The sequence below is a fragment of the Acidovorax sp. 59 genome, from assembly GCF_002754175.1.
In the GTDB taxonomy this organism is placed as follows: Bacteria; Pseudomonadota; Gammaproteobacteria; order Burkholderiales; family Burkholderiaceae_C; genus Acidovorax; species Acidovorax delafieldii.
Genome location: NZ_PEET01000001.1, coordinates 3,566,410 through 3,581,814 on the forward strand (window position 1 = coordinate 3,566,410; position 15,405 = coordinate 3,581,814).

Here is a 15,405-nt window from a genome sequence, read left to right on the forward strand (position 1 = left end):
CCATTGCCATTACTTGTAGATGGATTCGGGGTCTTTCAAGACCGGATCGACAGCGTGCCAGGCACCGTCCTTGAGCACGCTGAAAAAGCAGCTGTGGCGGCCCGTGTGGCAGGCGATGCCGGGCTCGTGGCCCTGCTGGGTGACCTTGAGCAGCACCACGTCGTTGTCGCAGTCCAGGCGGATCTCGTGCACCGTCTGCACGTGGCCGGACTCTTCGCCCTTGAACCACAGCTTTTTGCGCGAGCGGCTGAAGTACACGGCGCGGCCCAGTTCAGCGGTTTTCGCCAGGGCCTCGCGGTTCATCCACGCAAACATCAGCACGTCGCCCGTGCCCTGCTCTTGCGCAATCACAGGCACCAGGCCCTGCGCATCCCATTTCACTTCGTTGAGCCAGTTCATGGGGCCATTGTCGGTGATCCGTGTGGCGCGCCAGTGCCAACCAGAGCGCGCACCTGCACTTTTCAAGTGCTTTTTGACCACAAGCGCAGGTATTACATGCGCTTGAAGCCATCAAATCAGGAGCAAATGCCGATCACATCCGCACGGGAATACCGCGCTCTGCCATGCGCTGCTTGGCCTGGCCCACGGTGTATTCGCCGTAGTGGAAGATGCTGGCGGCCAGCACCGCGTCGGCGCCACCGGTCTGGATGCCGTCGGCCAGGTGGTCAAGGTTGCCCACGCCGCCCGAGGCGATCACGGGCACACTGACCGCGTCACTCACCGCGCGGGTCAGTTCCAGGTCAAAACCCGCCTTGGTGCCGTCGCGGTCCATGCTGGTCAGCAGGATCTCGCCCGCACCGCGCTGCGCCATCTCGGTGGCCCAGGCAATGGCGTCCAGGCCGGTGTTCTTGCGCCCACCGTGGCTGTACACGTCCCAGCCCGCACCCACGGGCTGGCCGTTGGCGGCCAGGCGCAAGGCGTCCTCGGCCGAGCGGCGCTTGGCGTCGATGGCCACCACGATGCACTGCGCGCCGTACTTGGCAGACACGGCGTTGATGACGTCAGGGTTGGCAATGGCGGCCGAGTTGAAGCTGGTCTTGTCCGCGCCGGCATTGAGCAGGCGGCGCACATCGTCCACGGTGCGCACGCCACCACCCACGGTGAGCGGAATGAACACCTGGCTGGCCACGGCCTCGATGATGTGCAGGATGAGGTCACGGCCATCGCTGGTGGCGGTGATATCGAGGAAGGTGAGCTCGTCAGCGCCCTGCGCGTTGTAGCGCGCAGCAATTTCGACCGGGTCGCCTGCGTCGCGCAGCTCGACGAAATTGACACCCTTGACCACACGGCCTCCGGTGACGTCCAGGCAAGGGATGATGCGTTTGGCGAGCATGCGGTCCTTAGCCGTTCAGTTCGTCGGCACGTGCTTGTGCCGCCGCAAAGTCCAGGTCGCCGCTGTAGATGGCGCGGCCGCAGATCACGCCCTCCACGCCCTCGTCTTCGACGGCGCACAGCTGCTCGATGTCGGCCATGTTGGACAGGCCGCCCGAGGCGATCACAGGGATGCTCAAAGCCTGGGCCAGCTTCACCGTGGCGTCGATGTTGATGCCCGACAGCATGCCGTCGCGGCCGATGTCGGTGTAGATGATGGATTCGACGCCCCAGTCCTCGAACTTCTTGGCCAGGTCCACGACCTCGTGGCCGGTGAGCTTGCTCCAGCCGTCGGTAGCCACCTTGCCGTCCTTGGCGTCGAGCCCCACGATGATGTGGCCGCCGAACGCGCTGCAGGCGTCTTTGAGGAAGCCGGGGTTCTTCACGGCCGCCGTACCGATGATCACGTAGCGCAGGCCGCCGTCGATGTATTTCTCGATGGTGTCCAGGTCGCGGATGCCGCCGCCCAGCTGCACGGGGATGTCGTCACCCACCTCTTTCAGGATGGACTTGATGGCGCTGTAGTTCTTGGGCACGCCCGCAAACGCACCGTTCAGGTCCACCAGGTGCAGGCGGCGTGCGCCGGCATCCACCCATTTGCGCGCCATGGCGGCAGGGTCTTCACCAAAGGTGGTGGATTGGTCCATATCGCCTTGCTTGAGGCGTACGCAGTGGCCGTCTTTGAGGTCGATGGCGGGGATGAGCAGCATGGTGGTGAAGTTCGGGTGAAAAAGGGCGAGACGCAGCTCGGCCCGAACGGGTGGGGGTTAAGGGATCAGGGATTCCAGTGCAGAAAATTGCGGTACAGGGCCAGGCCGTGCTCCGCGCTCTTCTCCGGGTGAAACTGAGTGGCAAAAATATTATCGCGTGCAACCGCGGCAGCAAACAAACCGCCGTAGTCGGCCTGCCCGGCGCAATGGGCAGGATTTTGCGGCACAGCGTAGAAACTGTGCACGAAGTAGAAGTAACTGTTGTCGGGCACACCAGCCCACACCGGGTGCACGCCGCCGCCGTGGTGGGCGTGGGGCATCTGCCGCACCTGGTTCCAGCCCATCTGGGGCACCTTGAAACGGCTGCCATCGGGCTGTGTGCGGCCTGCCAGGTCAAACTTGAGCACATCGCCAGGGATCAGGCCCAGGCCAGGCGTGTTGCCTTCGGCGCTGTGGTCCAGCAGCATCTGCATGCCCACGCACACGCCAAACATCGGCTTGGTGGCAGCGGCTTCGAGCACCGATTCCTGCAGGCCGGACTCGCGCAGCTCGCGCATGCAATCGGGCATGGCGCCCTGCCCTGGCAGCACGATGCGCTGGGCGGCGCGCACGTCGTCGGGGCGCTGGGTGACGACCACGGTCCAGCCCGTGCCCTCGGCGGCGGCCTGCACGGCCTGCGACACCGAGCGCAGATTGCCCATGCCGTAGTCCACGACCGCCACTGTTTTTGCTTCCATATTCATAGCTGCTAGCGCATACACATCAAGCGCTTGCGCCTGATTTGACTGAAAAATTCACAGAGAACCCTTGGTGGAGGGGATGACACCGGCCGAGCGCGGATCACGCTCCAGCGCCGCACGCAGCGTGCGCCCGAACGCCTTGAAGATGGTCTCGCACTGGTGGTGTGCGTTGACGCCCTTGAGGTTGTCGATGTGCAGCGTCACGCCCGCGTGGTTCACAAAGCCCTGGAAGAACTCGAACACCAGTTGCGTGTCGAGCTGGCCGATGCTCCCGGCCGTGAACTTCACGTCCATGTGCAGCCCGGGGCGGCCCGAAAAATCGACCACCACGCGCGACAGCGCTTCATCCAGCGGCACGTAGGCGTGGCCGTAGCGGCGGATGCCTTTCTTGTCGCCCACGGCGCGTGCAAAGGCCTGGCCCAGGGTAATGCCCACGTCTTCCACCGTGTGGTGGCCGTCGATGTGCAGGTCGCCTTCGCAGTCGATGTCGAGGTCGATCAGCCCATGGCGGGCGATCTGGTCGAGCATGTGGTCAAAGAAACCGATGCCGGTGTGCAGCTTGGCCTGGCCGGTGCCGTCGAGGTTGATGCGCACACGGATGCGCGTCTCGGCGGTGTTGCGGCTGACCTCGGCAATGCGGTCGGCCATCGGGTCGGCCGATGGAGCGGAAGGTACGAGTGCGGAGGAAGTCATAGGGAGGCTTGGAGTGCGGCCAGCATCTGCGCGTTGTCTTCGGCATTGCCTACCGTCAGGCGCAGGCAGTTGGCCAGCAATGGGTGCATTGTAGAAACGTTCTTGACGAGCACCTTGCGGTTTTTCATGCCCTCGTAGGCCTTGGCGGAATCCGCCACACGGATCAGCACCATGTTGGCCTCGCTGTCCCAGCACTTTTCGACCCCCGGCATCTGGCGCAGCGCGGCGATGAGCGTGGTGCGTTCGGCACGGATTTCCGCCGCCTGGGCGGCGAAAACCTCGGCGTGTTCCAGCGCAAACAGAGCGGCTTCGCAGTTGAGCACGCTCACGTTGTAGGGCGGGCGCACCTTGTCGATCTCGCTCACGAACGCCGAGGGCCCGATGAGGTAGCCCAGGCGCACGCCTGCGAGGCCAAACTTGCTGAGCGTGCGCATGAGCAGCACGTGCGCATTGCGCGCAGGCTCGGCACGCATGCGGTCGATCCAGGTGCGGCTGGCAAAGGGCTGGTAGGCCTCGTCCATGACCACGATGCCGCCCTGCGCGCCCGCAGCGTCGATGATGCGCTGCACCGCGCCCTCGTCCCACAGCGTGGCCGTGGGGTTGTTGGGGTAGGCGATGTAGGTGATGGCCGGGCGGTGCTGTTCGATGGCGGCCAGCATGGCAGGCTCGTCCAGCTCAAAATCAGGCGTGAGCGGCACGCCGACAAAGTCCAGGCCCTGCAGCTGCGCCGACAGCGGGTACATCACAAAACCGGGCATGGGTGCCAGCATCGTGGCGCGCTGACCCGTGCCGGGCTGTGCGCAGGCCAGGGCCAGCAGGGTGATGAGCTCGTCCGACCCGTTGCCCAACACGATGCCATAGCCCTCGGGCATGCCCGCGTACTGCGCCAGGGCCGCCTTCAGGTCGGCAATGCGGTCGCCGGGGTAGCGGTTGAGTGCCACCGAACCCAGGCGCTGGCCCAGCGCGGCCTGCAAATGCGCGGGCAGGCGGAAGGGGTTCTCCATCGCGTCCATCTTGAGCATGCCGATGGACGGCTGCACGACATAGGAATGCATCGCGCGCACGTCAGGGCGGATGCGGGCCAGGGCCTGGAGGGGAGACGACGCGGGAGTAGTCATTCGGTGGTGTCCAGTTCGTTGGGGGTGACAAGGAAAGGGTTGATGGGGCGCACGGCGTCCATCGGCTGATCGTGCGGCAGTGCCTCGGTCAGCAGGTAGCGGCAGCCCTGCTGATGGGCGGACGAGAGGATGAGCGCATCCCAGTAGCCCAGGCGGTAGCGGTCCTGCAGGTCCCAGGCGCCGTCCACGGTGTAGGAGTCCAGGTGCGGCGGCAGCCAGACCCGCAGGCGGCGCACCTGGGCGCGCACCTGCTGCAGCACGTGGGGGCCATCAAAACGCTGGATGGCCTGGTTGTACAGCTCGTTGAGCACCTGCGAGCTGATGCGGCCGCTGCGCGTCTGCCAGCAAAAGCTGATCCATTCGCGCGCCCGCGCCTGGCGCTCGGCATCGCGGTCATCCACGCTGGCGAGCAGGATTTCGGTATCGACAAAGATGGGGACGGTGGCCATGTGTTCTGCCCCGTTCAGCGCAGAAACAGGGTTTCGCGGGGCACGTACGGTCCGCTGGACGCGCCCCAGGATTCAAACCCCAGCGCCTCGCGCATGGCCTGGGCGTAGGCGTCTTCCTGGCGCATCTTTTCGGCCAGCCATTCACCGAGCAGGCGGGACACGCTGCTGCCGCGCTTGGCGGCTTCCACGCGCACCCATTCGGCAACGGTGTCGTCCATGGTCACGGTGATGTTTTTCATGGGTTAAATATTACACGAACTTCGTGCACCACGAACTTCGTGTTGATTAAAACACCACAATCAAGCTGCCTTGCGGGGTGCCCCGCTTTGCAGCATCTGGCACGCCATGTCACCCACGGTGCGCAGCGCCTCCAGGTGGGCGGGCGTCCAGTCGCCTCCCACGCCGATGCGCAGGCAGTTGCGAAACCGTCCGCTGGCGCTGAACACCGTGCCGGGTGCGATCAGGATCTGCCGGGCCAGGCAGGCTTCGTGCAGTTGCACGGAATCGAGCGCGCGCGGCAGCTCCAGCCACAGCAGCAGGCCGCCGGGCGGGTCACTCACGCGGGTACCCTGCGGGAAGTGCGCGGCAATCACATGGCGCACCTCGTCCATGCGCGCCGCCACGGCCGCGCGCAGCTGGCGCATGGCGGCGGCGTGGCCCGCCTGGGTGATGAGATCGGCCAGGGCCAGTTCTAGCACGGCGGACTGGCCGCCCGCCTGCAGGTCCTTGATGGCGCGCAGCTTGTCGGCCCAGCGGCCAGCCTCCAGCCAGCCCAGACGCAGGCCCGGCGCCAGCGTCTTGGAGAACGAGTCGCACAGCATCACATGGCCGGTGGTGTCGTACGACTTGACGGTGCGGCGCATCTCGTCCACCTCGACCAGGTCGTTGTAGATCGCGTCCTCGATGACCGCCATGTCGTACCGCGCCGCCATCTGCACAAGGCGCTTGCGCTCGGCCTGGGGCATGCAGCTGCCCAGCGGGTTGCTGAGCGTGGGCACCACCATCACCGCCTTGACGGGCTGGGTGTCCAACGCCAGTTGCAGCGCATCCAGCGAGAGGCCGTTGCGCGGGTGGGTGGGAATCTCCAGCGCCTTGAGGTGCAGGCCCTGCAGCACCTCCAGAAACGAAAAATGCGTGGGAGACTCCAGCGCCACCACGTCGCCCGGCTGCGTCACCGCGCGCAGGCACAGCGCAATGCTGTCCATGCAGCCGCCGGTGATCACGATGTTCTCGGGGTCCAGGCTGCAGCCCAGGCTGACGGCATAGCGCGCCAGGGCGCGGCGCGCGTCCTCATGGCCCGACGAACCGGGGTAGGTGCACAGCAGGTTGCGGTGGCGCTGCGCGGCGCGCACCACGGCGCGGCGCACGCGGTCGGGGTTGAACAGCTCGGGGCCGGGCGTGCCGCTGCTGTACGAAATAATGTCCACCGGCTGGTTGCGCCCCAGGATGCGCTGGCCCAGCCAATCCACCGACACCTCGCGGGGGCGGCGCATCGGGCGCGGCGTGCTGGGCTCGGGCAGGCTCACCGGCCGCGCCGCCACAAAAAAGCCGGAGCGCGGGCGCGCGGTGATCAGGCGCGCATCTTCGAGCCAGTGATAGGCCTGCACCACCGTGGTCTGCGCCACGCCGTGCTGGCGCGCCAGCTCACGCACCGAGGGCAGCTTTTCGCCGCGCGCCAGGGTGCCGTTGCGGATCAGCTGCGCAAGCTGTTCGGCGATTTGAAGGTACAGCGGGGGTGCGTCATCGGTGGCCATGCTGCATTCTGTACTGGCACCTTGGCCGGCAGACAGTACAGAGACTGCCCAGTGCGTACAGTACAGATGGGCCGGTTCGCTGTTCTGTACTGGGCCAGATCGCACGCGCCTGTGGCTGGTGGCCCACGGCAGCTGGCCGCACAGTGAAGGCATGAACACGCTGCACACCCCCACCCCACCGTCGCCCACGCTGCCCACCCAGCCTGCGGTGCCCCTCACCCTGCAATGGAAGCGCCAGCCCCTGCCGCCGCTGCAGGCCGTCCAGGTGCTGGACTTCCGCGCGGGCGAGATCGCCCTGCTCGAAGTCGAACAGGGCCGCGTCTGGGTGACCTGTGATGGTCTGCTGGAGGATTATTTTCTGGAGGCCGGACAGCGCCTGTCGTTCGCCGGACCGGTGCGGCTGCGCGTCAGCGCCGAAGGCCACCGGCCAGCACGGCTCAACTGGGCGCAGCACCGGGCAGTGGAAGGCGCCGCGTATCCGCCAGCGCCCTCTACAACCGCAGCGCCGGCCGCACCCCCTCAGCCCAGGACAGCAGCCCCCACGCAGGGCGCCCTGCCCCGGGGTGCCATCAGCGCGGCTTGACGGGCGTGGTCAGCCGCATCTCTGCGGCTTGTGCGTGGGCCTGCAGGCCCTCGCCATAGGCCAGCTCGGCGGCAATGGTACCCAGCACCTGGGCACCGGCCTCGCTCACCTCGATGAGGCTGCTGCGTTTCTGGAAGTCGTACACGCCCAGGGGCGACGAGAAGCGCGCCGTGCCGCTGGTGGGCAGCACGTGGTTGGGGCCTGCGCAGTAGTCGCCCAGGCTTTCGGAGGTGTAGGCCCCCAGGAAGATCGCGCCCGCGTGGCGCAGCAGCGGCTCCCAGCGGTGTGGGTCGGTGCTGCTCACTTCCAGGTGTTCCGGTGCGATGCGGTTGCTGATCGCGCAGGCTTCTTCCATGTCCTTCGTCAGGATCAGCGCGCCCCGGCCGGTGAGGCTCTTGGCGATGATCTCAGCGCGCGGCATGGTGGGCAGCAGGCGGTCGATCTCGCGCTGCACGGCGTCGAGGTAGGCGGCGTCAGGGCACAGCAGGATGCTCTGGGCCAGCTCGTCGTGTTCGGCCTGGCTGAAGAGATCCATCGCCACCCAGTCGGGCGGCGTGGTGCCGTCGGCCAGCACCAGGATTTCGCTCGGGCCCGCGATCATGTCGATGCCCACGGTGCCGAACACGCGCTTCTTGGCGCTGGCCACATAGGCGTTGCCGGGGCCGGTGATCTTGTCCACCTTGGGCACGGTCTCAGTTCCATACGCCAGCGCGGCCACGGCCTGGGCGCCGCCGATGGTGAAGGCGCGGGTCACACCAGCCACGTAGGCGGCTGCCAGCACCAACTCGTTGCGCTCGCCCTTCGTCGAGGTGCCCTCGCCCGTTCCACCGGTCGCCACGCTGCCGCGTACGGGCGTGGGCACCACCATGATGATTTCCTGCACGCCCGCCACATGGGCCGGGATGGCGTTCATCAGCAGGCTGGACGGGTAGGCGGCCTTGCCGCCGGGCACATAGATGCCCACGCGGTCCAGCGGTGTGACCTTCTGGCCCAGCAGCGTGCCATCTTCGTCGCGGTAGCTCCAGCTCTCGCCAGAGGCCTTCTTCTGCGCCTCGTGGTAGCTGCGCACGCGCTTAGCGGCGGCCTGCAGCGCGTCGCGCTGGGCCTGCGGGATGGCGTCGAACGCGGCCTTGAAGTCGGCCTGGGTCAGCTCCAGCGCGGCCATGTTGGGGGCACTGAGGCCGTCGAAGCGGGCGGTGTACTCCAGCACCGCCGCGTCGCCGCGCTTTTGCACGTCGGCCAGGATGTCGGCCACGCGCTGCTCAATGGCCGCGTCGGTGTCGGCAGACCAATGCAGGCGGGCTGCAAAATCAGCCTCAAAAGTGGCCGCAGCGGTGGACAGACGGGCGGGAGCAGCTACCAAAGTCATAGTGTCAGTCGTTGGGTGGAGGTCAGTTCTTTTCGGCCGGTATGGCCGAAGCAAACGCATCGATGATGCGGCGCAGTGGCGCCTGCTTGAGCTTGAGCGCGGCCTGGTTCACGACCAGGTAGGAGCTGATGTCCATGATGCGCTCCACTTCGATGAGGTTGTTGGCCTTGAGGGTGTTGCCGGTGGAGACCAGGTCCACGATGGCATCGGCCAGGCCCGTGAGCGGCGCCAGTTCCATGCTGCCGTAGAGCTTGACCATGTCCACGTGCACTCCCTTGCTGGCAAAGAAGTCGCGCGCAATGCCGGTGTACTTGGTGGCGACCTTGAGGCGCGAGCCCTGCTTGACCGCCTGGGCGTAGTCGAAGTCGTTGCGCACGGCCACGCTCACGCGGCACTTGGCAATGCGCAGGTCCAGCGGCTGGTACAGGCCCTGGCCGCCGTGCTCGATGAGCGTGTCCTTGCCAGTCACGCCGATGTCGGCGCCGCCGTATTCCACATAGGTGGGAACGTCGGTGGCGCGCACCAGCACCACGCGCACATTGGGCTGGTTGGTGGGCAGGATGAGCTTGCGCGATTTTTCGGGGTCTTCCAGCACCTCGATGCCTGCGGCGGCCAAAAGCGGCAGGGTTTCGTCAAAGATGCGGCCCTTGGAAAGAGCCAGGGTGATCATCGTCATGCTTTCACTCTTTCAATGTCGGCGCCAATGCCGCGCAGTTTGGATTCCATGCAGTCGTAGCCACGGTCCAGGTGGTAGATGCGGTCCACCACGGTTTCGCCATCAGCCACCAGGCCGGCAATGACGAGGCTGGCCGATGCACGCAGGTCGGTGGCCATCACGGTGGCGCCGGACAGGCGGGGCACGCCTTCGATGACAGCCACCTTGCCATCGGTCTGGATCTTGGCACCCAGCCGCACCAGCTCATTGACATGCATGAAGCGGTTTTCAAAAATTGTCTCGGTCACCGTGGCCGTGCCCTGCGCAATGCAGTTGAGCGCCATGAACTGGGCCTGCATGTCGGTGGGGAAACCGGGGTACTCGGTGGTGCGAAAGCCCTGGGCCTTGAGCGTGGCGCCGCCCGCGCTTTGCACGCGGATACCGCCCTCGACCGCTTGCACGGTGGCACCGGCTTCACGCAGCTTTTCGATCACCGCATCCAGGTGGTCGGCGCGGCCATGGCGCAGCATCACATCACCGCCCGTGGCGGCCACAGCGCAGAGGAAGGTGCCGGCCTCAATGCGGTCGGCCACCACGCGGTGGGTGCAGCCGTGCAGCTGGTCCACGCCCTGGATGCGGATGCGGCTGGTGCCGTGGCCTTCGATCTTCGCGCCCATGGCGATCAGCATCTCGGCCAGGTCCGAAATCTCGGGCTCTTGCGCGGCGTTTTCCAGCACCGTCTCGCCCTCGGCCAGCGCAGCGGCCATGAGGAAGTTCTCGGTGCCCGTCACCGTGACCATGTCGGTGGTGATGCGCGCGCCCTTCAGGCGCTTCCAGCCCGCGGGCAGCTTGGCGATCATGTAGCCGTGTTCGACCACGATCTCGGCGCCCATGGCGGCCAGGCCCTTGATGTGCTGGTCCACCGGGCGCGAACCGATGGCGCATCCGCCGGGCAGCGACACCGTGGCCTCGCCAAAGCGCGCCAGCAGCGGGCCCAGGGCCAGCACAGAGGCGCGCATGGTCTTGACCAGTTCGTACGGGGCTTCGGGCGTGCTCAGCGCGCTGGCGTTGATATGCACGGTGCCGTCGTCGGCCCGCTCCACCGCCACGCCCATGTTGCGGATGAGCTTGAGCATGGTGCTCACGTCCTGCAGCTGGGGCACGTTGAGCAGGGTCACAGGCTCGGCTGTGAGCAGGGCGGCACACAACTCCGGCAAGGCGGCGTTCTTGGCGCCGGAGACCAGCACCTCGCCTTGCAAGCTGCGTCCGCCGCGGATCAGGAGTTTGTCCATCTCAAATCACCAAAATAGAGGTCAAAAGTGCCACTTGCGTTAGTGGAATATGCGCTAGCAGCTATCAAAAAGTGAGAGCCAATGGGTGTGCAGGCGCTATGGCGCCTGGGCGGCCCATTCGGCCGGGGTAAAGGTTTTCATCGACAGCGCGTGCACTTCGTCGGTGTGCATTTTCGCGCCCAGCGTGGCGTACACGCGCTGGTGGCGCTGGATGGCGCGCTTGCCTTCGAACTCGGCCGAGACGATGGTGGCATACCAGTGACGGCCATCGCCTTCGAGCGTGATGTGTTCGCAGGCCAGGCCGGTAGCGATGATGTCTTTGAGTTGGTCAGCGGTCATGGTGGGTCGCTCGGGGTCAGTGAGAACTGACGCAAATCGGGATGCAACATCCGCCTCGCCCTGGAGGGAAGCGCATGCCTGAACCTTGTTTTGCGTCAGTCATGTCAGTTTCTAATTTTGTAGCCCGTGCGCAGCAGGTGCACAGCCAGCGCGCTCACGGCCAGCCAGGCGATGCCCACGATGCCCAGGCTGAGCCAGGGCGAGGTGTCGCTCTGGCCGAAGAAGCCGTAGCGAAAGCCATCGATCATGTAGAAAAACGGGTTGAGGTGGCTCACGGCCTGCCAGAACGGCGGCAGCGACTGGATCGAATAGAACACGCCCGACAGGAAGGTCATGGGCACGATGATGAAGTTCTGGAACGCGGCCATCTGGTCGAATTTGTCGGCCCAGAGCCCCGCAATCAGCCCCAGCGTGGCCAGCAATGCCGCGCCCAGCAAGGCGAACGCCAGAATCCACAGCGGCGCAGCAAATTCGGGCCGCGCAAACGCCAGCGTGACGATGAACACACCCAGGCCCACCACCAGCCCGCGCACGATGGACGAACCCACGTAGGCGCAGAACCAAGCCCAGTGCGACAGCGGCGTGAGCAACACAAACACCAGGCTGCCCATGATCTTGCTCTGGATGATGCTGGACGAGCTGTTGGCAAAGGCGTTCTGCAGCACGCTCATCATCACGAGGCCCGGCACAAGGAAGGCCGTGTAGCTGATGCGGTCGTAGACCTTCACATGGTCTTCGAGCACATGGCCGAAGATCAACAGGTACAGCACGGCAGTGAGCACGGGAGCCGCGACGGTCTGGAAGCTGACCTTCCAGAAGCGCAACACCTCTTTGTAGAACAGAGTCTGCCAGCCGGTCATAGCGCAACGCCCTCCAGTGGGATGTTGGAAGCCGACGTGCCGGACATCACCTGCAGGAACACATCCTCCAGATCGGGTCGGCGAATCTCCATGTCCTGCACCTCGACCCCGGCCACGCGCAACGCAGCCAGGTGGTTTTCGATCTCTGCCGCGTCGTGCGCGGGTAATTGCACAATGCGACCGGTGACCCGCGCCACGGCGGCCAGTGCGGGCGGCAGGGCCGTGTCGGTCTTGAACTGCAGCACGCTGCCCGAGGCGGCCTTGAGCAACTCGCTGGTGCGGTTGAGCGCCACCACCTGCCCCGCCTTGAGCATGGCGATGCGGCCGCACAGGGCCTCGGCTTCTTCGAGGTAGTGGGTGGTGAGCAGCACGGTGTGCCCCTCTTTGTTCAGGCGGGCGATGAAGTGCCACAGCGTCTGGCGCAGTTCTACATCGACACCGGCCGTGGGTTCATCCAGAACGATGATGGGCGGCTTGTGCACCAGCGCCTGTGCGACCAGTACGCGGCGCTTCATGCCGCCCGACAGCTGGCGCATGTTGGCGTTGGCCTTGTCAGCCAGACCCAGGTTTTCGAGCAGCTCGTCGATCCAGGCGTCGTTGTTCTTCACGCCGAAGTAGCCCGACTGGATGCGCAGCGCCTCGCGCACGTTGAAAAAGGGGTCGAACACCAGCTCTTGCGGCACGATGCCCAGCTTGCGGCGGGCGTCGGCGTACTGGGCCTGCACGTCGCTGCCCTGCACCAGCACGCGGCCGCTGGTGGCACGCGCCAGGCCTGCGAGGATGCTGATCAGGGTGGTCTTGCCGGCACCATTGGGGCCCAGGAGCCCGAAGAACTCGCCCTCCTCAATGTCCAGATTGACCTGGTTCAGTGCCTGAAAAGGGCCTTTGGGCGTGGCAAAGGTCTTGGAGATGGCTTGGAAGGAGACTGCGGGCATGAAGCCTTCGATTTTAAGGCCTCAGCCCTGTGCGGGCGGGGCGGCCGCTTCAATGGCCCCTGGCGGGCGCTGTGGGCCCTCAGCTTCATGGCTTGGGGGCAGAGCCACCCGGGACCATCAAAGCTATTTCATATCAAGGTGCGGCGACCAGCAGCGCATCCACCCCATACAACCCTGCCATGCCCGCCAGACCAGCGGGCATGCCTTGCACGGCAAACTGCTTGCCTTCGGACAGGGCTTCACGCCGGCATTCGAGCAGCACGGCGAGGGCCGATGTGTCGAACACCGTCAGCCCATGGGCATCCACCACCACCGCGTTGTCGCGGTGTACCCGCAACCCCTGCTTGAGCATGTGCAGGCAGGCAGTAGCCTGGCGGTGGGTGAGTTCGGGGGGCAGCACCAGCATGGCGAGGGGGCTGTCAGCCCTTGGCAGTGCCCGCATTGGTCTTGTTGCGGGCGGCCAGTGTCTCGATCAGGCCGTCGATGCCCTTGGCATTGATCTCCTGCGCGAACTGGCCCCGGTAGGTTTCCACCAGCCAGACACCCAGCACATTCAGGTTGTAGATCTTCCAGCCTGCGCCATCACCAGGAGTCTTTTCGAGGCGGTAGTCGAGCTGGATGGGGTCGCCCCGGCCCACGATTTCGGTGCGCACCAGCACATCCTTGTCTTCGGCCGCCGCGCGCAGGGGCTTGACCTGGATGCTCTGGTCATTGACCTGGGCCAGCGCGCCGGCATAGGTGCGCACCAGCAAAATCTTGAACTCGTCCTGCAGGCGTTTTTGCTGCTCGGGCGTGGCCTGGCGCCAGCCGGGGCCGACGGCTGCGGCGGTCATGCGGCGGAAGTTGACGTTGGGCATCACCGTTTTATCGACCAGGGCGATCACCTTGCTCAGGTCCCCGGCCTGGATGGCCTTGTCGGACTTCACCGTGTTGAGCACATCGGCGGACAGCCGCTTGATCAGCGCGTCGGGCGCCTCGTCGGCCGCGAGGGCAGACAATGGCAGGCTCAGCACGGCACTGGCTGCAATGCAAAGGGCGGCACGGCCCAAGGAACGTCGGTTCATCATCTTCTCGGCTTTCATCGGTGCGGGCTTGTGCCCGTCAAATCATTGTGGAGGTGCGGGCCCACTGGCATGCGTCGCAGCGGTTGCGGATTGCAAGCAAGTGCAACAGGGCCAGACCCAGTGCGGCGAATCGGTGCATGTGCCCCGCACGGCATGCCATCAGCGCGCAGGAGGTTCCTCGGGCAGCACGCCATTGCTGGCGCCGCCGTCGTCCTTGCCGTCCGCATTCTGTACCTCACCTGCATGGCTGCGCACTTGCAGGTAGACATCACGCGTAAAGCTGTATTTGTCGAGCGCGGCGCTGTCGAGCACCGAGCTGGCGCGCAACAGGTTGGCCCGCGTGTCCACCACGCGCAGGGCATACAACGAGTTGCGGGCGGAGACCGGGTCCACATAGCTCACCACGTTGCCCTTCATGTCCACCGGCAGCGCGAATGTGTCGCGCACAGTGGAAGGCCCCAGGATGGGCAGCACCAGATAGGGGCCAGTACCCACGCCCCAGCGCCCCAGGGTCAGGCCGAAGTCCTGCTTGTAGCGGTCGATGCCCAGCTCGCTGGCGATGTCCAGCAAACCACCCAGGCCCATGAACGTGTTCACATTGACCCGCATGAAGCTGGACGCAGCGGCTTCACCGCGCAGCTGCAGCACGTTGTTCACAAACGACCAGACGTCGCCCAGGTTCCCGAAGAAATTGCTGACCCCCGTGCGTACCGGTGCGGGCGTGACCTCCTTGTAGGCCGTCGCCACGGGCTTGAGCACCATGGCATCGACCTGTTCATTGAAGTTGGTCATGCTGCGGTTGTAAGACTCCAGCGGGTCGCGGGGATCAGGGTTGGCCACCGTGGCGCACCCGGTGAGCAGCACAGCCCCCAGCAACAAGGCCAGGCTGGCTGCAAGGCGGGACATCGACAACCTGCCGTCATCAATGCGGGCACGGAGTGTATGGAGTGAATGCATCATTTTTTTCCACCTGTCCCTGCAGGTTTTGCGCCGTCTTCGGCTTTGCTGTAAAGAAATTGTCCGATAAGGTTCTCAAGCACCACCGCCGACTGGGTGGACGTGATCGTGTCGCCCGCCGCCAGATTTTTTTCGTCGGCACCTGCCTCGATCCCGATGTACTGCTCACCCAGCAGGCCGCTGGTCAGGATCTTGAGGGAGCTGTCCTTGGGAAAGGCATAGCGGTCTTCCATGGCCAGCGTGACCCGCGCCTGGAAGGTCTTGTCGTCAAAGGTGATGGACTCCACACGCCCCACCACCACCCCCGCGCTGCGCACCGCCGCCTGGGGCTTGAGACCGCCGATGTTGTCGAACTTGGCGGTGACACGGTAGCCCGAATGAAGTTGAAGGCTCAGCAGGTTGGCCGACTGCAGCGCCAGAAACACCAGTGCCACCGCGCCCAGCATCACGAAGAGCCCTACCCACAGATCGTTTTTGGAGCGTTGCATATGTTTGATTCCTAGAACTGCCAGCACC

20 protein-coding genes are annotated in these 15,405 nt (G+C 65.4%); 1 reads left to right on the forward strand and 19 read right to left on the reverse strand.

Annotated elements, in window-relative coordinates:
- Nucleotides 1–9: 9 nt before the first annotated feature.
- The 9 genes from hisI to CLU87_RS16315 all read right to left on the reverse strand — a co-directional run bounded on the left by hisI (nucleotide 10) and on the right by CLU87_RS16315 (nucleotide 6,835).
- Nucleotides 10–399, reverse strand: coding sequence for a phosphoribosyl-AMP cyclohydrolase (hisI, locus tag CLU87_RS16275; protein WP_008905178.1), 390 nt, complete (start codon nucleotides 397–399; stop codon nucleotides 10–12).
- 133 nt (nucleotides 400–532) lie between these two features.
- Entirely contained in the window at nucleotides 533–1,333 is an 801-nt protein-coding gene (gene hisF / locus CLU87_RS16280) for an imidazole glycerol phosphate synthase subunit HisF (protein ID WP_099731108.1), read from the reverse strand.
- A 7-nt stretch (nucleotides 1,334–1,340) separates the two neighbouring features.
- Entirely contained in the window at nucleotides 1,341–2,081 is a 741-nt protein-coding gene (hisA, locus tag CLU87_RS16285) for a 1-(5-phosphoribosyl)-5-[(5-phosphoribosylamino)methylideneamino]imidazole-4-carboxamide isomerase (RefSeq protein WP_056060243.1), read from the reverse strand.
- A 65-nt stretch (nucleotides 2,082–2,146) separates the two neighbouring features.
- A complete protein-coding gene (gene hisH, locus CLU87_RS16290) occupies nucleotides 2,147–2,824 on the reverse strand; it encodes an imidazole glycerol phosphate synthase subunit HisH (RefSeq protein WP_099731109.1) in 678 nt (225 codons plus the stop codon).
- Nucleotides 2,825–2,875: 51 nt separating this feature from the next.
- A complete protein-coding gene (gene hisB / locus CLU87_RS16295; RefSeq protein WP_056747259.1) occupies nucleotides 2,876–3,514 on the reverse strand; it encodes an imidazoleglycerol-phosphate dehydratase HisB in 639 nt (212 codons plus the stop codon).
- Complete coding sequence (gene hisC / locus CLU87_RS16300; RefSeq protein WP_099731110.1) at nucleotides 3,511–4,632, reverse strand: histidinol-phosphate transaminase; 1,122 nt, start codon at nucleotides 4,630–4,632, stop codon at nucleotides 3,511–3,513. Before hisC ends, hisB begins: the two co-directional genes overlap by 4 nt.
- Nucleotides 4,629–5,081, reverse strand: a complete 453-nt coding sequence (locus CLU87_RS16305) for a PIN domain-containing protein (RefSeq protein ID WP_056060234.1) — start codon at nucleotides 5,079–5,081, stop codon at nucleotides 4,629–4,631. Before CLU87_RS16305 ends, hisC begins: the two co-directional genes overlap by 4 nt.
- A 14-nt stretch (nucleotides 5,082–5,095) precedes the next feature.
- Complete coding sequence (locus tag CLU87_RS16310; RefSeq protein ID WP_015012682.1) at nucleotides 5,096–5,320, reverse strand: hypothetical protein; 225 nt, start codon at nucleotides 5,318–5,320, stop codon at nucleotides 5,096–5,098.
- 60 nt (nucleotides 5,321–5,380) lie between these two features.
- Nucleotides 5,381–6,835 (reverse strand): PLP-dependent aminotransferase family protein, encoded by a 1,455-nt coding sequence (locus CLU87_RS16315; RefSeq protein ID WP_099731111.1) that lies wholly within the window; start codon nucleotides 6,833–6,835, stop codon nucleotides 5,381–5,383.
- A 151-nt stretch (nucleotides 6,836–6,986) separates the two neighbouring features.
- On the opposite strand from CLU87_RS16315, the gene CLU87_RS16320 reads away from it, so the two are divergent.
- The gene (locus CLU87_RS16320) at nucleotides 6,987–7,418 is read left to right on the forward strand and encodes a DUF2917 domain-containing protein (RefSeq protein ID WP_099732211.1); all 432 of its coding nucleotides are present in this window, start codon (nucleotides 6,987–6,989) and stop codon (nucleotides 7,416–7,418) included.
- Here CLU87_RS16320 and hisD read toward each other — a convergent pair.
- The 10 genes from hisD to mlaD form a co-directional block, all read right to left on the reverse strand.
- Nucleotides 7,405–8,787, reverse strand: a complete 1,383-nt coding sequence (hisD, locus tag CLU87_RS16325; protein ID WP_056060229.1) for a histidinol dehydrogenase — start codon at nucleotides 8,785–8,787, stop codon at nucleotides 7,405–7,407. The genes CLU87_RS16320 and hisD overlap by 14 nt on opposite strands.
- 22 nt (nucleotides 8,788–8,809) lie before the next feature.
- A complete protein-coding gene (hisG, locus tag CLU87_RS16330; RefSeq protein WP_056641761.1) occupies nucleotides 8,810–9,457 on the reverse strand; it encodes an ATP phosphoribosyltransferase in 648 nt (215 codons plus the stop codon).
- A gap of 2 nt (nucleotides 9,458–9,459) precedes the next feature.
- On the reverse strand, nucleotides 9,460–10,734 hold the full coding sequence (gene murA, locus CLU87_RS16335; protein WP_099731113.1) for a UDP-N-acetylglucosamine 1-carboxyvinyltransferase: 1,275 nt from the start codon (nucleotides 10,732–10,734) through the stop codon (nucleotides 9,460–9,462).
- Nucleotides 10,735–10,830: 96 nt separating this feature from the next.
- Entirely contained in the window at nucleotides 10,831–11,073 is a 243-nt protein-coding gene (locus CLU87_RS16340; protein ID WP_099731114.1) for a BolA family protein, read from the reverse strand.
- 104 nt (nucleotides 11,074–11,177) lie between these two features.
- Complete coding sequence (locus CLU87_RS16345; RefSeq protein WP_056060224.1) at nucleotides 11,178–11,933, reverse strand: ABC transporter permease; 756 nt, start codon at nucleotides 11,931–11,933, stop codon at nucleotides 11,178–11,180.
- Nucleotides 11,930–12,868 (reverse strand): ABC transporter ATP-binding protein, encoded by a 939-nt coding sequence (locus CLU87_RS16350; RefSeq protein ID WP_015012675.1) that lies wholly within the window; start codon nucleotides 12,866–12,868, stop codon nucleotides 11,930–11,932. The genes CLU87_RS16345 and CLU87_RS16350 overlap by 4 nt, the downstream gene beginning before the upstream one ends.
- A gap of 133 nt (nucleotides 12,869–13,001) precedes the next feature.
- On the reverse strand, nucleotides 13,002–13,274 hold the full coding sequence (locus CLU87_RS16355; RefSeq protein ID WP_099731115.1) for an STAS domain-containing protein: 273 nt from the start codon (nucleotides 13,272–13,274) through the stop codon (nucleotides 13,002–13,004).
- A 13-nt stretch (nucleotides 13,275–13,287) separates the two neighbouring features.
- Nucleotides 13,288–13,935: a phospholipid-binding protein MlaC gene (locus CLU87_RS16360; RefSeq protein ID WP_056747251.1), complete on the reverse strand. Its 648-nt coding sequence runs from the start codon at nucleotides 13,933–13,935 to the stop codon at nucleotides 13,288–13,290.
- 156 nt (nucleotides 13,936–14,091) lie between these two features.
- Complete coding sequence (locus tag CLU87_RS16365; protein WP_056060218.1) at nucleotides 14,092–14,838, reverse strand: VacJ family lipoprotein; 747 nt, start codon at nucleotides 14,836–14,838, stop codon at nucleotides 14,092–14,094.
- Between the two features lie 50 nt (nucleotides 14,839–14,888).
- Complete coding sequence (gene mlaD / locus CLU87_RS16370; RefSeq protein WP_099731117.1) at nucleotides 14,889–15,377, reverse strand: outer membrane lipid asymmetry maintenance protein MlaD; 489 nt, start codon at nucleotides 15,375–15,377, stop codon at nucleotides 14,889–14,891.
- Between the last annotated feature and the right edge of the window lie 28 nt (nucleotides 15,378–15,405).

Coding starts and splice junctions, on each gene's coding strand:
- hisI (WP_008905178.1), bottom strand. CDS start 399: ATGAACTGGCTCAACGAAGTGAAATGGGATGCGCAGGGCCTGGTGCCT.
- hisF (WP_099731108.1), bottom strand. CDS start 1,333: ATGCTCGCCAAACGCATCATCCCTTGCCTGGACGTCACCGGAGGCCGT.
- hisA (WP_056060243.1), bottom strand. CDS start 2,081: ATGCTGCTCATCCCCGCCATCGACCTCAAAGACGGCCACTGCGTACGC.
- hisH (WP_099731109.1), bottom strand. CDS start 2,824: ATGAATATGGAAGCAAAAACAGTGGCGGTCGTGGACTACGGCATGGGC.
- hisB (WP_056747259.1), bottom strand. CDS start 3,514: ATGACTTCCTCCGCACTCGTACCTTCCGCTCCATCGGCCGACCCGATG.
- hisC (WP_099731110.1), bottom strand. CDS start 4,632: ATGACTACTCCCGCGTCGTCTCCCCTCCAGGCCCTGGCCCGCATCCGC.
- CLU87_RS16305 (WP_056060234.1), bottom strand. CDS start 5,081: ATGGCCACCGTCCCCATCTTTGTCGATACCGAAATCCTGCTCGCCAGC.
- CLU87_RS16310 (WP_015012682.1), bottom strand. CDS start 5,320: ATGAAAAACATCACCGTGACCATGGACGACACCGTTGCCGAATGGGTG.
- CLU87_RS16315 (WP_099731111.1), bottom strand. CDS start 6,835: ATGGCCACCGATGACGCACCCCCGCTGTACCTTCAAATCGCCGAACAG.
- CLU87_RS16320 (WP_099732211.1), top strand. CDS start 6,987: ATGAACACGCTGCACACCCCCACCCCACCGTCGCCCACGCTGCCCACC.
- hisD (WP_056060229.1), bottom strand. CDS start 8,787: ATGACTTTGGTAGCTGCTCCCGCCCGTCTGTCCACCGCTGCGGCCACT.
- hisG (WP_056641761.1), bottom strand. CDS start 9,457: ATGATCACCCTGGCTCTTTCCAAGGGCCGCATCTTTGACGAAACCCTG.
- murA (WP_099731113.1), bottom strand. CDS start 10,734: ATGGACAAACTCCTGATCCGCGGCGGACGCAGCTTGCAAGGCGAGGTG.
- CLU87_RS16340 (WP_099731114.1), bottom strand. CDS start 11,073: ATGACCGCTGACCAACTCAAAGACATCATCGCTACCGGCCTGGCCTGC.
- CLU87_RS16345 (WP_056060224.1), bottom strand. CDS start 11,933: ATGACCGGCTGGCAGACTCTGTTCTACAAAGAGGTGTTGCGCTTCTGG.
- CLU87_RS16350 (WP_015012675.1), bottom strand. CDS start 12,868: ATGCCCGCAGTCTCCTTCCAAGCCATCTCCAAGACCTTTGCCACGCCC.
- CLU87_RS16355 (WP_099731115.1), bottom strand. CDS start 13,274: ATGCTGGTGCTGCCCCCCGAACTCACCCACCGCCAGGCTACTGCCTGC.
- CLU87_RS16360 (WP_056747251.1), bottom strand. CDS start 13,935: ATGATGAACCGACGTTCCTTGGGCCGTGCCGCCCTTTGCATTGCAGCC.
- CLU87_RS16365 (WP_056060218.1), bottom strand. CDS start 14,838: ATGTCCCGCCTTGCAGCCAGCCTGGCCTTGTTGCTGGGGGCTGTGCTG.
- mlaD (WP_099731117.1), bottom strand. CDS start 15,377: ATGCAACGCTCCAAAAACGATCTGTGGGTAGGGCTCTTCGTGATGCTG.